The sequence below is a fragment of the Aeromicrobium sp. Leaf291 genome, assembly GCF_001423365.1.
GTDB lineage: Bacteria > Actinomycetota > Actinomycetes > Propionibacteriales > Nocardioidaceae > Aeromicrobium.
In genome coordinates this window covers 43,181-60,286 of the sequence record NZ_LMNM01000001.1, presented here as the reverse complement: position 1 = coordinate 60,286, position 17,106 = coordinate 43,181, and the positions used below count along the sequence as shown (strand labels likewise).

Genomic DNA, 17,106 nt, shown 5'->3' with positions numbered 1-17,106 from the left:
GCGGCGGCCTCCGAAAGGGCCTCGACCGGAGCGGGACCAGCGCCCCGCCCGAGCCCCCGACCTGCGGCATCCGTTTCGGACACTTCCGGGGCACGTTTCGGGGTCGAAGTGCCCCGAATGTGTCCGAATCGGCGCGGGCCCGGCGTTTTGACGCGGTGACGTCGGTTCGTGCGTCCGAAATCGACACCAAGTCGTCAGAACGCGGGGCGGGGCCGGGGAGGTCGGGTGGGTCCGGTGCCCCTCCTCCGTCGAGGCCCTTTCGGAGGCCACCTTCGAATCCCGCCGCGCCGACGCAGCCGCAGGTCCACTTTTCGGACAGTTCCGGGGCGGTCACCCCGGTCCCAACGCCCCGGAAGTGTCCGAATCGGAGGGACGCGACCGGCCGCGCGTCGGTGCCGGAAAGCGTCCGCCTCGACCCCTAGCGTGATCCCCGAGGACGAGGGAGAGGCAGGTGGTCGGGCGATGCGGGCCAACCGGTTCGACGGCTTCTGCTCCGCGTGCGCCCAGCACGTGCACGCCGGGGCCGGGCACCTCACCGGCACGCCCGGGGCCTGGCGCACGTGGTGCGTCGCCTGCTCGCCGCGGCCTCCGCAGCGCGGCGACCACGACGGGTGGCACCGGCTGCCCCTGGCCTCGCTCGACCTCGAGACCACCGGCACCGACCCCCTGCGCGACCGGGTCGTCAGCTACGCGCTGCTCGACGAGCCCGGGTTCGAGATCACCGGGCTCGTGCAGCCCGGTGTCCCCGTGCCCGAGGCGGCGGCGCAGGTGCACGGCATCACCGACGCGATGCTGGCCGACGCGCCCACGCCCGCCGAGGCGCTGCCGGTCGTGCTCGACTGGGTGCAGACGCTCGTCGAGCGCCGGGTCGGTCTCGTGGTCTTCAACGCCTGCTACGACCTGTCCATGCTGCGCGCCGAGGCGGTGCGGCACGGGCTGACCCAGCCGGACTGGGACCGGCTGCTCGTCGTCGATCCCTATGTCGTCGACTGGGGCGTCGAGCGAGGCGGTCTCGGACGTCGGCGGCTCGGCGACGTCGCCGCCTACTACGGGGTCACGCTCGACGGTGCGCACGACGCCACGTGCGACGCGGTCGCCGCGCGGCAGGTCGCGGTCGAGCTGGCCGCCCGGCACGCGCACGTAGGCGGCCTCGACCTCGACACGCTCATGGCCAGCCAGCGATCGTGGTACGCCGAGCGTGCCGAGGACTGGAACGCCTACGCCCGCAAGGCCGGGCGCGACCTCGACGACCCCGCCGGCTGGCCGCTCGTCGGCTGACGGGCGCCTACGCCACGACGGTGCCGCGGACCCGGGCGAGGATCGCGGCGGCTGCGGCCGCCGGCTCCTCCTCGGGGATCCAGTGCGACGTGCCCTCGAGCACCGTGTAGCGGTAGTCGGCCGTCACGTGCTCGCCGCACGCGTCGGCACCGGACCGGCCGATGGCCAGGTCGTCGGTGCTCCACACGTAGGTGGTGGGCACCTCGACGTCGGGCAGGTCGCCCAGGTCGGACGTCATGGCGCGGTACCAGGCCAGCGCCGCGGTGAGCGCGCCCGGCTCCTGCAGCTGCGCGACGTAGGCGTCGACGAGCTGGTCCGGGACCGCGCCCTGGTACATCGCCCGCAGACGTCGGGCGTCGTCCTCCAGCAGGAGGGTCTCGGCCTTGCCCTCCTGGCGCAGGAGCCCGATGTAGGAGGCCTTGTCCTTCGCCTCCTCGTCGCCGCGCAGGGCGGCGTTGTAGGCGGCCAGGTGGGGGACCGAGAACGTGGTCAGGGTCCGCAGCCGGTGTCCGTGGTGGGCGGCGACGTACCAGGCCACCGCCGCACCCCAGTCGTGGCCGACGAGGTGGAAGGTCTCGAGGCCGAGCGCGTCGGCGAGGTCGACCACGTCCTGGGCGAGCGCAGCCGTCGTGTAGGCCTCGACCGCGTCGGGTCGAGCGTGGGGGGAGTAGCCCCGCTGGTCCGGCGCGACGACGCGCAGGCCGGCCTCGGCGAGCACCGGTGCCACCTCCGACCACGTCAGGGAGGTCGCGGGGAAGCCGTGCAGCAGCACCACGGGCTCGCCGGAGTCGGGGCCGGTCGTGCGCACGTCGAACGTCAGGTCGCGGACGGGGACGGGCTCGGTCTCGTCGAACGTCATGCACCCATCCTCACGCACGGCGGGGCCGCCGGTCAGGAGGGCGGGGCGCCGATGCGCTGGAGCGCCGCCGCGTCGAGCGCGGCGCCGGTGGCGACGTCGGGCGCGGTGCCGCCGCGGTCGGCGTGCACCCACCAGCGGTCCGCGTCCGAGGCTGGCTCCTGGGGGTAGTGCGCGACGGCGTCGTCGAGCAGGTCCTCGAGGGCGGTCCTCAGGCGCATCGTCAGGTCGTGGACGCTCTCACCCTCGAGGGGCAGCAGGGCCTCGCCCACGACCACGTCCACCACCACGCCGCGGCGCAGGGTGCGTCGGCCGTCGACGGTGAGCAGCCGGTGTCCGCCCCACACGACGCACGGCACGAGCGGCACCGGGGCGCCCGTCACGCGCGCCCCGTGGAGGGCGAGCCCGGCCGCGCCCGGCTTGAGCGCCTTGACCCGGAACGAGCGGCTGATCGTGGCCTCCGGGAACACGCCCACCGCCTCGCCGTCGGCCACGAGACGCCGGGCGCGTCGGTAGGCGCTCGCCCCGGCCCAGCGCTCCACCGGGACGTGGCCCATGGCCCGCATGGCCCGGCCGACCAGCGGCAGCTCGAACACCGAGGCCTTGCTCATGAAGCGGACCAGGCGGCCACGCTCGCGCGCGGCCCAGCCGACCAGCACGAAGTCGAGGAAGCCGGTGTGGTTGCTCGCCAGCACCACGGGACCCGCTGCGGGGAGGTTCTCCAGACCGCGTCCTCGCAGTCGGACGCCCCACAGGCGCAGCACGACGGCGCCCAGCCGGTTCACGACCCGGTAGGTGCGATCGGTGCGGTGGTGTCCGCCGGTGCCACGTGCCACGTCAGGGGTTCGGCGCGGACGGGGTCTCGGACGGGAAGCAGTCCGTGGCGCGCGCGACGTGACCGGTGCGCAGGCCCCCGGCCGCCAGCAGCAGGATCGCCGCGCCGTAGAGCGCCATGATCGGCACCGACACCACGGCCGACCCGGGATCGACCCGACCGGCCTCGCCGAGGGCGATGATGCCGTCGGAGACCAGGAACAGCCCGCCACCGATCCCCGCCAGTCGGTCGACGGTCGAGGCGGTCACCGCCGTGGCCAGCAGGAGCGCCGCGTAGACGGGGATCACCGGGCGCAGGTCGGCGGCGAGTCCGCCCCACGCCCACGCGACGACCACGACGCCGGCCACGAGGTACAGCGCGACCAGCGCGGCGGACGGCCGGTGCACCCGCAGGGCCCCGGCGCGCACGAAGAGCGTCACGAAGCACACGTGGGCCGCGGCGAACGAGGCCATCCCGGCGACGAACAGGTCGTCGAGCTCGAGGAGGAGGTCGCCCCCGAGGCAGAGCAGGAGTGCCAGGGCGAGCAGGCGTGGACCGCGGGAGGTCAGCACCCAGGCGACGAGGACGGGGGCGAGCAGGCACTTGGTGACGCTGTCCCAGGGGGTCACGTCGGCGGCCAGCAGCACGAGGTGCACGACGAGCACCCCGAGGAAGGCCGCGACGAACGGGGTGGCCGCGCGCCACGGCGCACGAGCGGTCTCGAGCAGGCTCATCGGCGCAGGCTACCCCGCGGGGGCGAGGTCGCGCGGGTCGTCGGTGACCCCGTTCTCGACGCGGCGGGAACGCTTGTCCTCGTACATCGAGACGTCGGCCCGCCGGAACGCGGCGTCGGCCGGTTCGTCGCCGGGGTACACGAGCGACCACCCCACGGAGACCTCCACGTCGTGCTGCGCGAAGGACGCGCGATAGCGCCGCAGCATCTCCCCGAGCGACCGTGGGGACACGTCCTCGACCAGCACGGCGAACTCGTCGCCGCCGTACCGGGCTGCGGTCTCCCCGTCGCGTCGTGCCGCGGTCAGGGCGGCGGCGACTCGTCGCAGGACGGCGTCTCCCTCGGTGTGGCCGAGGTCGTCGTTGACCGCCTTGAGACCGTCGACGTCGGCGACGACCACGGCGGCGAGATCGCCGTACGCGCTCGTGCGCACGGCCGCGTCGGCCAGCAGGGCGTCCCAGCCGCGTCGGTTGACCAGGCCGGTGAGCGCATCGGTCTGGGCCAGCGCCTCCGCGGAGCGCCGCGCGCGGTCGCCGCTCTCGAGCCGGCGCGCCAGGGACACGTGGGCGCCGAGCAGGTGGCTCAGCAGGCCCAGGAGCTCGACGTCGACGTCGGCCGACTGCTGGAGCGGTTCGACTCCGAGACCGCAGAGCATGCCGAACATCTCGCCCTCGGCGTCGATGATGGGCTGGCTCGCGTAGCTGCGCGTGGCCCCGATCGTGAGGTCGCGGTAGTCCGGGTGGGTCGTCACGTCCTCGACGACCGGGTCGGCGCCCAGGTCGACGACCCGCCGGCAGAAGCTGTCGGCCCAGTCGCGCCGGTCGCCGACGGCGATGAGGCTCTCGCCGCCGACGTGCAGGTGGACCTGCTCGCCCCCGACGACCCGGTTGACGGACCAGTCGCTGATGGGGGTGTGCTTCCGCAGGTACGCCACGACCCGGTTCGCGACGGCGCTGAACGTGTCGGAACCTTCGGGCGGGAGGTCGAGGGTGGTCATGCACCCATCCTGCCCGGGTCCCGGTGGCCGTGAGGTGCGAACCGGAACGTGGCCGGTACCAGAACGGGAGCGACGGTACTCACCCTGGTACGCTCGGGCTCGTCCAGACCATGGAGGGGAAGGCCGTCATGCCCGTCGAACGCCTCATGCCGACCGAGGAGTCGGCCGACCTCGTCGCGCTGACCCGCGAGCTCGTCGACGACAAGCTGCGACCGCGCGTGGCCGAGGCGGAGGCCACCGCCACGTTCCCGCGCGACGTGTTCGCCACCCTCGGTCGCGCCGGCCTGCTCGGGCTGCCGTACCCGGAGGAGCTGGGGGGCGGCGCCCAGCCGTACGAGGTCTACCTGCAGGTGGTCGAGGAGATCGCCTCCGCCTGGGCCAGCGTCGGCGTCGGCGTCAGCGTGCACGCCCTCTCGTGCTTCGGGCTGTTCGAGGCCGGCACGGACGAGCAGAAGCAGCGGTGGATGCCCGACATGCTGGGCGGTGAGCTGCTCGGTGCCTACTGCCTGTCGGAGGCCCACGCCGGCTCCGACCCCGCCGCCATGCGCACGAAGGCCGTGCGTGAGGGGGACGACTACGTCATCAGCGGCGCCAAGGCCTGGACCACCCACGGCGGGCAGGCCGACTTCTACAAGGTCATGGCCCGCACCTCCGACGACGGCGGGAGGGGCATCTCCTGCTTCCTCGTCCCGGCCGACGCCGAGGGCCTCACGGCCGACGTCCCCGAGCAGAAGATGGGCCTCATGGGCTCCACCACCGCCACGATGCTGTTCGACGGGGTGCGCGTGCCGGCCGAGCGACGCCTCGGGGCGGAGGGCCAGGGGCTGGCGATCGCGCTGGCGGGGCTCGACGCCGGACGCCTCGGGATCGCCGCCGTGGCCGTCGGGGTGGCCCAGGGCGCGCTCGACGCCGCCGTCGCGTACGCCAAGGAGCGCGAGACCTTCGGGAAGGCGATCATCGACCACCAGGGCCTCGGGTTCGTGCTGGCCGACATGGCCGCGGCCGTCGACTCGGCCCGTGCCACCTACCTGCACGCCGCCCGCCTCAAGGACGCCGGCCGTCCCTACGGTCGCGCGGCGTCGGTGGCCAAGCTCGTGGCCACCGACAACGCCATGAAGGTCACCACCGACGCCGTCCAGGTGCTTGGCGGCGCCGGCTACACGAAGGACTTCCCGGTCGAGCGCTACATGCGCGAGACCAAGGTCATGCAGATCTTCGAGGGCACCAACCAGATCCAGCGGCTCGTCATCAGTCGTCACCTGAAGTAGAGAGAGAAGGACACCCCCATGCAGCTCACCGGAACGTCTGCCGTCGTCACCGGCGGTGCCTCGGGCCTCGGCGCGGCCACCGCCGCCGAGCTGGCCGCCGCCGGCGCCACCGTCGTCGCGATCGACCTGGCGCAGTCCATCGAGAAGGCGCCCGACGTGGACGGCGTTGTCTACGTCGAGGCCGACGTGACCGACGAGGGCCAGGTGCGCAACGCCGTGGCCGCCGCCGGTGAGCACGGTCCGCTGCGCGTGGCCGTCAACTGCGCCGGCATCGGCACCGCCGGGCGCGTGCTCGGCAAGGGCGGTCAGGGCATCCACGACCTCGCCGCGTTCGCGCGGACGATCAACGTCAACCTCGTCGGGTCGTTCACCGTGCTGGCCGTCGCCGCCGAGGCGATGGCCGCCACCGAACCCCTCGAGCACGGCCAGCGTGGCGTGGTGGTGAACACCGCGTCGATCGCGGCCTTCGACGGCCAGATCGGGCAGGCCGCCTACTCCGCCAGCAAGGGCGGCGTCGTGGGCATGACCCTGCCGGTCGCGCGCGACCTCGCGCAGTACGGGATCCGCGTCAACACCATCGCCCCCGGCATCATCGACACCCCCATGCTCGCCTCGGTGGGCGACGACATCCGCGCGGCGCTGGCCAAGGGCGTCCCCTTCCCGCAGCGACTCGGTCGTCCCGAGGAGTACGCCCAGCTGGTGCGCATGATCGTGGAGCACGACTACCTGAACGGCGAGACCATCCGCATGGACGGCTCACTGCGGATGGCGCCGCGATGAGTGGGGCCGTGGACGGTGGGGCCCCCGTCCTGCTGAGCGTCGCCGACGGCGTCGCGCACGTCGAGCTGAACCGGCCCGACGCCTCGAACACGATCGACCTGCCGTGGACCGAGGCGTTCACGAGCGCGCTGCAGCAGGTGAGCGACGACGACACCGTGCGTGTCGTGCTGCTCACCGGTCGGGGCCGCATGTTCTGCGCCGGGGGCGACCTCGGCGCCATGGACGCGGCGCCCGACCGGTCGGCGTACCTGCAGGAGCTGGCCGACGCTCTGCACGTGGGGGTGCGTCTGCTCGACGGCCTCGACAAGCCGGTGGTCGTCGGCGTGCACGGCGCTGCGGCGGGCGCGGGCCTGTCGCTCGTGCTCGGCGGCGACCTGGTCGTGGCCGGTCGGTCGGCGTCCTTCGTCACCGCCTACACGTCGGTCGGCCTGACGCCCGACGGAGGGCAGTCTTGGCTGCTGCCCCGGGTGGTCGGGCTCCAGCGTGCGCTCGAGCTCACCCTCACGCCGCGTCGGCTCTCGGCCGACGAGGCCCAGGAGTGGGGCATCGTCGGGCGCGTCGTGGAGGACGAGGCGGTGGCCGACGAGGCGCACGCGCTCGCTCGACGTCTGGCCGACGGTCCGGCCGCGGCGTTCGGCCGGGCGCGACGCCTGCTGCGCAGCTCCTACGACACCGGGCTGTCGGACCGGCTCGACGTTGAGGCGCGCACCATCGCGGCCTCGGTGGCCGAGCCCGAGAGCGCTGCGCTGATCACGCGGTTCCTGTCACCCCGTCGCTGACGACCCCGCCGGCGGCGGCCCCGCCGAGCACGGGCTCGATGCACAGCTGGAGCACGTCGACCAGGGCGTCGACCAGGTCCTCGCGGGAGCGCGCGCCCGGGTCGGCGAGCCAGCGCGACACGACAGCGTCGGCGAGTCCCACGAGCCCGGTGGCGTAGACGTCGCGCAGGGGCAGCCGGCCGGAGGCGTCGGGACCGAGGAGCTCGCCGGCGATGGACGCCACGACGGTGACGACCACGTCGGTGATGCGATCGACCGGGCTGCCGGACCCGGGAGCCGACGGGAGCGCGCGCACGAAGTCGTAGAGCGGGCGGTGCTCGAGGACGAAGTCGAGGTAGGCGTCGAGCGTCCCCCGCAGGCCCGCCTCGATGCCGTGGTCCGCGGTCATGCGGGCGATCACGTGCTCGAGCAGCATCGACACCACGCGGTCGGCGATCGCGACGTCGAGGTCGTGCCGGTTCTCGAACTGGCGGTAGAGCACCTGCCGCGTCACGCCGCAGGCGCGGGCGATGGACTCCACGGGGGCGTCGGGGCCCTCGCGATCAAGCACCTCGATCGCCGTCCCGGTGATCTCCTCGCGCCGGCGCTCCCGGTGCCCGACCCAGCGGCTCGCGCGGCCGTCGGGCGGGACGGGTGGCGTGGTCATGGACACACCCTATTCGCGATGCTGTGACGACGTGTAACTGTTACGTTCTGTAGCAGTCACTCTCCCGGAGGTCGTCGTGTCCCCTCTCGCCGCCATGCCCACCTGGGCCGCCCGCGTCATCGCCGTGCAGATCATCGCGGTGCTGACGATGATCGCGATCGGCCTGGTCGTCCTGCTGCCCTACCTTCCGCGGCTCGCGGCTGCCGGCGCGGCGCTGCCCCAGATCACCGAGTCGGCCGAGCGGTCGCCGACGACCCTCGACCAGGTGGAGCGCATCGACGGCAACGTCGAGAAGGTGGTGCCCCCGGTGCTCGAGGCCGTGGCGGTGCTGCCGGAGGTCGGGGAGCAGCTCACCGAGCTGCTCGGGGTCGCACGCTCCCTCGGGTCCGCCGCCGACGGCGTCGTCGCCGCGGCCGAACCGTTGGCCGCCGTCGGCACCGACATCCGCGCGCTGCAGGAGCGGCTCGACGGCCTGGAGACGCAGCTGGGCAAGCTCGAGGCGCTCGGTGAGCCGCTCGACTCCCTCGCGGCGTCGGCCGAGCCGCTCCCCGGCCAGCTCGAGCAGCTCACCACGGCGGCGACGGCCATCGCGTCGCTCGTGGACGTCGTCGACCAGCTGGTCGCCTCGATCGGCCGCATCGAGCAGCACGCGGCCAACCTCGACCGCAAGACCGGCCCCGTCCTGCTCCCGGACCTCACCGGCGTCCGCTGACGACCCGGCTCGTCTCCCCGTTTCGGACACTTCCGGGGCGGTTCGGGGCGTCGAGGTGCCCCGGAAGTGTCCGAAACGCGGGGACGAGCGGTCAGTCGGAGCGGGTGGCGTGGTCGACCAGCACGGCCAGCTGATGGAAGGCGGCCGCGTCGTCGAGGCCCGTGTCGGCCTCCACGGCACCGCGGTGGATCGCCTCCAGCACGAGCCCGGCGACCGCGCCGACGAAGCGTGGGTCGAGGCGTCGCCGCCCCGAGGCCTCGACGAGCTCCTTGACCCGCTGTGCCGCCAGGCGCACGTTGGTGCGGTAGACGTCGCGGGCGGGCTCGTAGGCGTCGAGGTCGGCGAAGTAGGTGGGACCGGCGGGGGCGAGCTCCTCGGCGATCGCGTCGAGGTACACGCTGATGCGCCGGCCGGTGTCGGGCTCGGCGGCCACGCGACGCTCGACCGCCTCGGTGGAGCGGCGGAACGACTCGCGCACGGTCGCCTGGATGATCTGCTCCTTGCTCGCGGCGACCACGTAGAGCGTGGACTTGGAGCAGCCGAGACGGCGGGCGAGGTCCTCGAGGCTGAAGGCCAGGAAGCCCTCGGCGTGGAACAGTGGGATGAGCTCGTCGAGGAGGGCGCCGCGGCGTGCGTCGTCGCGGGCGGCGACGCTCGTCGGACGGACCATCGCACCAGGATACCCGGCGCAGTACCACAGGGGCTGTGTCGGTACTGGGAGCGTCGTGTCCACCGACTGGACGACGGCCCGGGCGAGGTCTGCCGGGTCCCGGGACAGGCACTACTGTCGGCAGCGTGACACGGGGGCGTCGGGTCGAGGTGGCCGTGCTCGCGACCGTTGTCCTGCACGTCGACGACGAACCCGTCCGGCTGTCCGGTCTCGAGCGAGCGGTCCTGGCGCGCATCGCCCTGACGAGGTCGGCCACCGCCGCCTCCCTGCTGACGTGGCTGTACGGCGAGGACCCGCCGGCGTCGGCGCCGAACCGCGTGCAGGCGTTGATCTCGGGGATCCGACGCAAGTGCTCTGCCCCGGTGATCGAGACCACGCCGGGCGGGTACCGCCTCGTCCCCGACGTGCAGGTCGACGTCGAGCGGCTGGCGGTGCTGCGGGACCGCGCCCGTGAGCTGGCGGCGGTCGCGGACCCGGCCTGCCTGCGGTCCTTCCGCGAGGCGTCGACGCTCCTGGGTGACGAGTCGTTGCAGGACGTGCCGTCCACGGCCGCCGTCGAGATCGAGCGGTCCCGGCTCGACGCCGAGCGGCTCGCCCTGTGGGAGGAGCACGCCGCCGCCGCGCTCGCGCTGGGCCGCGCCGACCAGGTGGTCGCCGACCTCGCCACGCTGACGGCCCGGCACCCGTTCCACGAGGCGTTGCTCGCCCAGTACGTGCTCGTCCTGGCGTCGACGGGGCAGCAGGAGCGTGCTCTCGGGGTCTACCGCGAGGCCTACGACCGGCTCGACAGCGAGCTCGGGGTCGAGCCCTCCGCGCGGCTCCGGGAGGCGCACGCCGAGGTGCTGCGGGGGCCTCAGGTGCCCGCGCCGGCCGGTCGGGTCGCCCACGTCCCGCGCACCCTGCCGCGGCGGGCGCCCGGCTTCGTCGGTCGAGACGAGGAGATCGACCGCATCGTCGGGGCCGTCGCCCAGGTCGACGACGCGCCCCTCGTCGTCCACCTCACCGGTCTGGCCGGCATGGGCAAGAGCGCGCTGGCCGTGGAGGTCGGCCAGCGCCTGCGCGACGACTTCCCGGACGGCTCTCTGCACCTCGAGGCCGGCAGCGCGCCCGCGCTCGAGGTCGGTGCGGTCCTCGCCACCTTCCTGCGCCTGCTCGGGGTGCACCCCGACGCCGTCCCTGGCGGCACCGCCGAACGGGCCGCCCTCTACCGGTCGCTGCTCGACGAGCGGCGCGTCCTCGTGGTGCTCGACGGCGTCGACGCACACGCCGGGGCGACGTCGAGCGAGCTGTCGCTCCTGCTTCCGGCGTCGCCGGGGTCGATGGCGATCGTGTGCTCGCGCTACGACCTCGCCTGGTTGCAGCCGGACCTCCACGTGCAGGTGGGGCCGCTGTCCGGCACCTCCGGCCGAGCGCTCCTGGCCGGGGTGCTGGGGGACGACCGGGTCCGTGCGGACCATGACGGCGCCGACCGGCTCGTCTCCACGCTGGGCGGCATGCCGCTCGCGCTGCGCCTCGCCGCCGGACGCGCGCGGCAGCGTCCGGACGTGGGGCTCTCACGCCTGGCCGAACGGCTGTCGTCCGGGGGACTGGGCACCGACGACGTGGCCGCCGCACTGGCGATGAGCCTCTCCGACGTGTGGGAGCGCGTGCCCGAGAGCGTGCAGGAGGTGGCCCGACGGGTCGCGCGACTGCCGGTGGCGACCTTCAGCGCCTGGGTCCCTGGCGCGCTGCTCGGCGACGACGCGGCAGGGGAGCACGCGATCGACGCGCTGTGCGCGGCGCACCTCGTGGAGCCGGTGCGCCGCAGCGGCCAGACCCCCCAGTTCCGGCTCCACGACGTCGTGGCCCGGTTCCTCGTGGGCTCGCACGACGACGATGTCGACGTGGCCGACGTGGCACTCGTCGCCGAGCAGCTGCTGGCGCGTGCGGTGGTGCCGTACCGGGACCATCCGACCCAGCTCGTCCCCGTCCCGCCGGCACCGGGTCGGGCCGTCGGCGACGGTCCTCGGCGGGGCACGCCGGCCCTCCAGGAGCGCGAGTCGGCCGTGGCGTTCTTCGCGACGGAGAACGCCACGGCGCGGACCCTCGCGAGGACGCTCGCGCCGGTGCGGGCCGACCTCGCGTGGAGGCTGCTGGCGATCACGGCCCCGGCGCACCACGTGTCGCCGTCCGAGGGCGACTGGCTCGACGCCCTCGACGTGGTCGAGAAGCACCTCGACGCCATGGACGGCGACCGTCGACTCGGTGCGGCCCACCTCGACCTGTGCCGTGCGTGGCACCTGCAGTCCCGGGCCTCCTCCTCGGAGCCGGCGCGGGCACTCGCCGACGCCGCACGTCGGCGGCTCGTCGAGCAGGGGGCGCACGCACCTGCGACCGCCGCAGCCGTCGTGGCGGCGTCGTCGGCGCTCTCCGTGGGTCGGCGCGACCTGGCGGAGGCCGACCTCGCCGGGGCCGACGAGTCGCTGGACCACCTCGACGACGCGGTGCTCGCGGGCTGGGTCGAGATCATGCGTGGCACCGTCCACCACGACTACGACGAGCTCGACGCCGCAGCGGGTGCCTTCACCCGCGCCCGCGAGCTCCTGGCCGCCACCGCGGCGCGCGGCGCGTTCCGCCAGGCCACTCTCGAGCTGTCGCGCACCTGCCGGCGGCGGGGCTCGATCGACGCCGCCGAGGCGCTGATCGTCGAGGCGCTGGAGCTCTTCGACGGCGGGGTCGACGACCACGTCCACGGCTACGTCGTCGACGCCCGCGCCGAGGTCGCCGTCGCCCACGGCCAGGCGACGGAGGCGTTCGAGCGGGCGCAGGAGGCGCGGGCGTGGGCCCGGCGTGCTCGCGACGCCTTCCTGGCGGCCCGGTCGCGCCGCTCGCTCGCCGGCGCGCTGCGCCTGCTCGGCCGCCTCGAGGAGGCCGAGTCCGAGCTGGTGGCCAGCGTGGAGGAGCTCACCGCCCTCGGCCGGACGCTCAGCGCCGCTGCGTCGCTGCGCGACCTCGCCGTGCTGCTGGAGCTGATGGGCAGACCCGACGACGCCGGGGAGGCGTCGCGGCGCGAGCGTGAGGCGCGCGCCGCGGCGCGCCTGCACCGTTCACGGGTGGATCCCACGGGACCGACCCCTCGTGCGGTCCCGTCCGGCTCCTCCTAGGTCGTCCACGTCCTCGATCGTCGCGGACGCCGCTGCGAGGACGCTGCGAACGACGCGGAGCAGGATCGCAGCGCCGGTCGACAGCCTGGTGGGGTTGGCGCGGCAGAGGCTGCGCCCCGACATCGGAGGACCCATGAACACACGACGCACCCTCGTGGCCGCCGCGGCCAGCTCGATGGCCTCGGCCGCCCTGCTCGCCGGATCACTGGCCACCGGAACGGCCACCGCCTCCACGGTCTCGACGGAGGCCGAGGCGTCGGCTCAGGCCCGTCCGGCCTTCAAGGTGCCGTTCCGCTGCGGCCAGACCTGGCGAGCCGACACCCGCGACGGGCACAGCCCGTCGAGGTACGCGATCGACTTCAACCGTGGTGGTGGCAACGACGACCTCGGACTGCCCGCGGTGGCGAGCGCGGCCGGCACCGTGACGAAGGTGCGTCGGCTGACGACCAGCTACGGCCACTACGTCGAGATCTCCCACGGCGGCGGCTGGTCGACGCTCTACGCGCACCTGCAGGAGGGCAGCATCAACGTCTCGGAGGGTCAGCGGGTGACGGCGACCACGCAGGTGGGCAAGGTGGGCAGCTCCGGCGGGGACTTCACCTCCCACCTGCACTACGAGCAGAAGCTCAACGGTGCGGTGCAGCGGGCGGTCATGGGTGGTCGCGCCGCCACGTACCCGGCCACGCCCGGGCCGAGCTTCACCCGCCCCTGCTGATCGGGGTGGCACGACGTCGGGGTCCGCACCGCAGCGGGCCCCGACGTCGTCGTGCGGGCGCTCAGGCCAGCGCGGCCGCCAGCGGCGTCGCGGGCCGTCCGGTGAGGTCCTCCACCGCGGAGGTGACCTCGGCGAGGCGACCCTCGCGGATGGCGGTGCCGAACGAGGCGAGGAGCTCGGCCACGAAGGTGGGCAGTCCGGCCTGCTCCAGTCCTGCGACGTAGGCGGCGTCGTCGACCTGGACGACCTGGACCGGCTCACCCCGGCGCTCGGCGGCGAGGGCGGCGATGTCGGCGGCCGTCACCGACGTGGGTCCCGTGACATCGAGTGCCGTGTCGTCGACGTCGGTGCTCAGGAGGGCGCCCACTGCGGCGGCCGCGCAGTCGGCCCTCGTCACGTACGCGGCGCCGGCCTCGCCCGTGTTGGTCACGTAGGTGCCGGACGCCGCGGCCTGCGCCACCACGTCGGACTGCATGTCGGCGTAGAGGTTGTTGCGCAGGAAGGTCCAGCGCAGGCCGCTGTCACGCAGTGCCTGCTCGGTGCCGAGGTGGTCGGGCGTCACGAGCGCGGGGTTGTCCTCGCTCGGGTCGGGCACGGACGTGTAGAGCACGCGGCGGACGCCGGCCTTCGTGGCGGCCTCCACGGCGGCGCGCTGGCCCTCCAGTCGGGAGCCGACGACGTCGGTGGAGACGAGGAGGAGCTCATCGATGCCGGTGAACGCCTCCACGAGGCCCTCGGGGCTGTCGAAGTCGGCCGCGCGGGTGGTGGCGCCTGCGGCGGCGATCTTCTCGGGGGAGCGGCTGAGGAGGACGACGTCGGCGGGGGCGACCTTCTGGAGGAGGAGCTCCGCAGCGAGCGAGCCGAGCTGTCCGGTCGCGCCGGTGATGCCGTAGGTGGTCATGAAGGTTCCTTACTGTCATCAGTCTGGTTGCTGTTGGTCACAACTATAACCACACTGGTGGCGGTATGGCATCATGGGGGCATGGCCAGCCCGCAGAGCACCCAGTTCGCCGTGGCCGTGCACGTCCTCACCTACCTCGCAGGAAGCGGGGCGGGGCCGTCGTCGCCGCATCCTCGCACCGTGGGTGCGACGGAGCTCGCGGCCAGCACGCAGGTGACGCCCGTGCACGTGCGACGTGTGCTCGCTCCCCTGAGGGAGGCCGGCATCCTGGCGTCCACGCCCGGCGCCCACGGCGGTTGGCGCCTGCTCGTGGAGCCCGAGCGGATCACGCTCGACACCGTGTGGCGCCTCGTGCGCGGGGACGAGCCGGTGCTGGCGATCCACCTGCCGAGTCCGAGGTGCCCCGTCGGACGCAGCATCCAGGACGGCCTGCACGACGTCGACGCGGCGGTCGCGCGCGCCACCGAGGAGACCCTGGCGCGGACGAGCGTCGCCGACCTCGTCCCGGCCTAGTCGCCCGCCTGCAGGCGCAGGCCTGCGAGCAGGAGGTCCAGGCCGGCGACGAACTGTGCGCTGTCGTCGTGGTCGGCGAACACGTCCAGGATCGTGTGGAGGAACGGCCACGTCGCAGGATCGAGGCCTCTCCACTCGTCCACCGTGCGGCTCATGTACTCCGCGCGGGTGGTGCTGCCGTCGATGACCTCCTCGGGCGGCTGCTGTCCGAGGTCGGCGGCGATCCCGACGACGTAGCCGACCACGGCCGACGCCGCGTTGAAGGTCTCGAGGGGACCCAGTCCGAGCCGCAGGACCTGCTGGCCCACGCGCTCGTAGTAGCGGAGCGAGTTGGGCTGGGACCCGGTGTTGCGCATGAAGTAGGCGCCGAGCCACGGCCGGTCGACCACGGCCTCGAAGAGCGCGATGGCCGTGCTGCGCAGGTCGTCGATCGGGTCGCCGTCGACGAAGTCCTCGGTGGCCTCGAGCACGCCCTCGAGGACGAAGTCGGCGGCCCGCTCGAGCAGCTCGTCGCGACTAGAGACGTACCAGTAGATGCTGCCCACGCCGCCGCCCATGCGTGCGGCGAGGGCGCGGAACGTGAGGGCGGAGTCGCCGGCCTCGTCGAGCAGTCGCACGGCCTCGGTCATGACCGACTCCATGGAGTGCGAGGCGCGGCGGCGCTGCTTGAGGCGGTCGTCCGGACCTCGGTTGCGCGGCGGCGTCACGATCGGCGTCTCCTCATGCCTTGCATCGTACCGAACGTTGTTCTATCGTATCGAACGTCGTTCGAGAACCGAACGGCGTTCGATGCCTCCGGAGGTGCGCCATGAGCCACGACACCGCGTCCCCGACGACCCGCACCTACACCTCGCTGCGTGCCGCCTGGATACCCCTGACCGCCCTCTGTCTCGCCTTCTTCGTCGAGATGGTCGACAACACGCTGCTGTCGATCGCGCTGCCCACGATCGGCCGCGACCTGCACGGCACCACCACGTCCCTGCAGTGGGTCACCGGCGCCTACGCGCTCACCTTCGGCGGGCTCATGCTCACCGCGGGCTCGGTGGCCGACCGCTTCGGTCGACGCCGCGTCCTGCTCGTCGGCCTCGTCGCCTTCGGCACCATCAGCCTCGGCGCCCTGCTCGTCGAGTCGACGGCCGAGCTGATCGCCCTGCGTGCCGCGCTCGGCCTGTGCGCCGCCGCGATGGCGCCGATCACCAACTCGCTCGTGTTCCGGCTGTTCGACGACGAGGACCTGCGGCGGCGCGCGTTCCCGCTCATGATGATGGTCGGCATGGCCGGGTTCGTCCTCGGACCGGTGCTGGGCGGCTCCGCGCTCGAGCACGTCGGGTGGGAGTGGCTGCTGGCCGTGAACGCCCCCATCGCCCTCGTCGCATGGATCGGTGTCCGGATCGGAGTCTCGGCCGACCACCCCGACGACCTCACCGACGACGCCCTCGACCTGCCCGGCGCGTTCCTCAGCGTGATGACCATCGGCCTCGGGGCCTACGCCCTGACGAGCGGGGTGGAGCGCGGCTGGCTCTCGGCCGTCACCCTCGCCTGCGTCCTGGGATCGCTCGCCGCCGCGGCCACGTTCGTCCGGCACGAGCGCCGTACCACGTCACCGATGCTCGATCTGCGGATCTTCTCGCGTGGCACGGTGCGGGGCGCGACGATCGCCCAGGTGGGCACGTCGGTCGCGATGACGGGCGTCCTGTTCGCGCTCGTGCTGCACTTCCAGTACGCCTACGGCTGGAGCCCGGTGCGCGCCGGTCTGGCGAACCTGCCGATGATCGCCACCATGCTCGCGTCCAACCCGCTCACCGAGGTGATGGTCCGGCGGCTCGGCCACCGCATCGCCTGCCTCGTGGGTGCCGGCCTGCTCGCCGCCGGCCTCGTGTGGATGGCGTTCGCCGTGGAGCACGGCTACCTGGCGATCGTCGTCGGCATGGTCGTGATGTTCGTCGGCCTGCGCACGGTGATGATGACCTGCGCCGTCGCGCTCATCGGGGCCATGCCCGGCAACCGCACCTCGCTCGGCGCCGCGCTGAACGACACCGCGCAGGAGGTCGGCACCAGTCTCGGCACCGCCCTCGTCGGCACGCTGCTCGCCGCCCTGGTGGTGCAGGTCCTGCCGACCGGGGCGTGGGGCGCCGAGCTCGTGCAGTCGTACTTCGACGGGGAGCGGGTCGTCTTCCTGGTGCTCGCCGTGCTGGCCGGCGGGATCGCGGCCTACGGGGCGAGCACGTTGACGGACTCCCGAGCCACCGAGGAGGAGCCGGCGACCGCATGACCGGGGTCGCTGCGCCGGTGGACGAGGAT

At 73.6% G+C, this 17,106-nt stretch carries 17 protein-coding genes; 9 read left to right on the top strand and 8 right to left on the bottom strand.

Annotated elements, in window-relative coordinates:
• The first annotated feature begins 423 nt into the window (after positions 1-423).
• Entirely contained in the window at positions 424-1,278 is an 855-nt protein-coding gene (locus ASF35_RS00280) for an exonuclease domain-containing protein (RefSeq protein ID WP_055961128.1), read from the top strand.
• A 7-nt stretch (positions 1,279-1,285) separates the two neighbouring features.
• On the opposite strand, the gene ASF35_RS00275 is transcribed toward ASF35_RS00280, so the two are convergent.
• The 4 genes from ASF35_RS00275 to ASF35_RS00260 are packed head-to-tail and all read right to left on the bottom strand — an operon-like array spanning position 1,286 to position 4,678.
• Positions 1,286-2,137: an alpha/beta fold hydrolase gene (locus tag ASF35_RS00275; protein ID WP_055961125.1), complete on the bottom strand. Its 852-nt coding sequence runs from the start codon at positions 2,135-2,137 to the stop codon at positions 1,286-1,288.
• Positions 2,138-2,169: 32 nt separating this feature from the next.
• Positions 2,170-2,970, bottom strand: a complete 801-nt coding sequence (locus tag ASF35_RS00270; RefSeq protein ID WP_055961122.1) for a 1-acyl-sn-glycerol-3-phosphate acyltransferase — start codon at positions 2,968-2,970, stop codon at positions 2,170-2,172.
• 1 nt (position 2,971) lies between these two features.
• The gene (locus ASF35_RS00265; RefSeq protein ID WP_055961120.1) at positions 2,972-3,682 is read right to left on the bottom strand and encodes a lysoplasmalogenase family protein; all 711 of its coding nucleotides are present in this window, start codon (positions 3,680-3,682) and stop codon (positions 2,972-2,974) included.
• 9 nt (positions 3,683-3,691) lie between these two features.
• Positions 3,692-4,678, bottom strand: coding sequence for a GGDEF domain-containing protein (locus ASF35_RS00260; RefSeq protein WP_055961117.1), 987 nt, complete (start codon positions 4,676-4,678; stop codon positions 3,692-3,694).
• A gap of 128 nt (positions 4,679-4,806) precedes the next feature.
• Here ASF35_RS00260 and ASF35_RS00255 point away from each other — a divergent pair, with 128 nt between their 5' ends.
• Genes ASF35_RS00255 through ASF35_RS00245 form a run of 3 tightly spaced genes read left to right on the top strand, consistent with a single transcriptional unit; the run spans position 4,807 to position 7,505 of the window.
• Positions 4,807-5,946, top strand: coding sequence for an acyl-CoA dehydrogenase family protein (locus ASF35_RS00255; RefSeq protein WP_055965965.1), 1,140 nt, complete (start codon positions 4,807-4,809; stop codon positions 5,944-5,946).
• Between the two features lie 18 nt (positions 5,947-5,964).
• Positions 5,965-6,726: an SDR family NAD(P)-dependent oxidoreductase gene (locus ASF35_RS00250; protein ID WP_055961114.1), complete on the top strand. Its 762-nt coding sequence runs from the start codon at positions 5,965-5,967 to the stop codon at positions 6,724-6,726.
• A complete protein-coding gene (locus ASF35_RS00245) occupies positions 6,723-7,505 on the top strand; it encodes an enoyl-CoA hydratase/isomerase family protein (RefSeq protein WP_055961111.1) in 783 nt (260 codons plus the stop codon). The genes ASF35_RS00250 and ASF35_RS00245 overlap by 4 nt, the downstream gene beginning before the upstream one ends.
• Here ASF35_RS00245 and ASF35_RS00240 read toward each other — a convergent pair.
• The gene (locus ASF35_RS00240; RefSeq protein ID WP_055961108.1) at positions 7,477-8,151 is read right to left on the bottom strand and encodes a TetR/AcrR family transcriptional regulator; all 675 of its coding nucleotides are present in this window, start codon (positions 8,149-8,151) and stop codon (positions 7,477-7,479) included. The two genes, ASF35_RS00245 and ASF35_RS00240, sit on opposite strands and share 29 nt — an antisense overlap.
• 76 nt (positions 8,152-8,227) lie before the next feature.
• On the opposite strand from ASF35_RS00240, the gene ASF35_RS00235 reads away from it, so the two are divergent.
• The gene (locus ASF35_RS00235; protein ID WP_156367904.1) at positions 8,228-8,863 is read left to right on the top strand and encodes a hypothetical protein; all 636 of its coding nucleotides are present in this window, start codon (positions 8,228-8,230) and stop codon (positions 8,861-8,863) included.
• A gap of 91 nt (positions 8,864-8,954) precedes the next feature.
• On the opposite strand, the gene ASF35_RS00230 is transcribed toward ASF35_RS00235, so the two are convergent.
• Entirely contained in the window at positions 8,955-9,533 is a 579-nt protein-coding gene (locus tag ASF35_RS00230) for a TetR/AcrR family transcriptional regulator (RefSeq protein WP_055961103.1), read from the bottom strand.
• Between the two features lie 125 nt (positions 9,534-9,658).
• Between ASF35_RS00230 and ASF35_RS00225 the strand changes: the two genes are divergently transcribed.
• Entirely contained in the window at positions 9,659-12,676 is a 3,018-nt protein-coding gene (locus tag ASF35_RS00225) for a BTAD domain-containing putative transcriptional regulator (protein WP_162239290.1), read from the top strand.
• Positions 12,677-12,809: 133 nt separating this feature from the next.
• On the top strand, positions 12,810-13,391 hold the full coding sequence (locus ASF35_RS00220) for a M23 family metallopeptidase (RefSeq protein WP_055961097.1): 582 nt from the start codon (positions 12,810-12,812) through the stop codon (positions 13,389-13,391).
• 61 nt (positions 13,392-13,452) lie between these two features.
• Here ASF35_RS00220 and ASF35_RS00215 read toward each other — a convergent pair whose 3' ends face one another.
• Positions 13,453-14,292: an NAD(P)H-binding protein gene (locus tag ASF35_RS00215; RefSeq protein ID WP_055961094.1), complete on the bottom strand. Its 840-nt coding sequence runs from the start codon at positions 14,290-14,292 to the stop codon at positions 13,453-13,455.
• A gap of 81 nt (positions 14,293-14,373) precedes the next feature.
• On the opposite strand from ASF35_RS00215, the gene ASF35_RS00210 reads away from it, so the two are divergent.
• Positions 14,374-14,805 carry an Rrf2 family transcriptional regulator gene (locus ASF35_RS00210; RefSeq protein ID WP_055961091.1) on the top strand — a complete coding sequence of 144 codons (432 nt, stop codon included), beginning with the start codon at positions 14,374-14,376 and terminating at the stop codon, positions 14,803-14,805.
• On the opposite strand, the gene ASF35_RS00205 is transcribed toward ASF35_RS00210, so the two are convergent.
• Positions 14,802-15,512 (bottom strand): TetR/AcrR family transcriptional regulator, encoded by a 711-nt coding sequence (locus ASF35_RS00205; protein WP_055961088.1) that lies wholly within the window; start codon positions 15,510-15,512, stop codon positions 14,802-14,804. The two genes, ASF35_RS00210 and ASF35_RS00205, sit on opposite strands and share 4 nt — an antisense overlap.
• 101 nt (positions 15,513-15,613) lie before the next feature.
• Between ASF35_RS00205 and ASF35_RS00200 the strand changes: the two genes are divergently transcribed.
• Entirely contained in the window at positions 15,614-17,077 is a 1,464-nt protein-coding gene (locus ASF35_RS00200) for an MFS transporter (RefSeq protein WP_055961084.1), read from the top strand.
• The last annotated feature ends 29 nt before the right edge of the window (positions 17,078-17,106 follow it).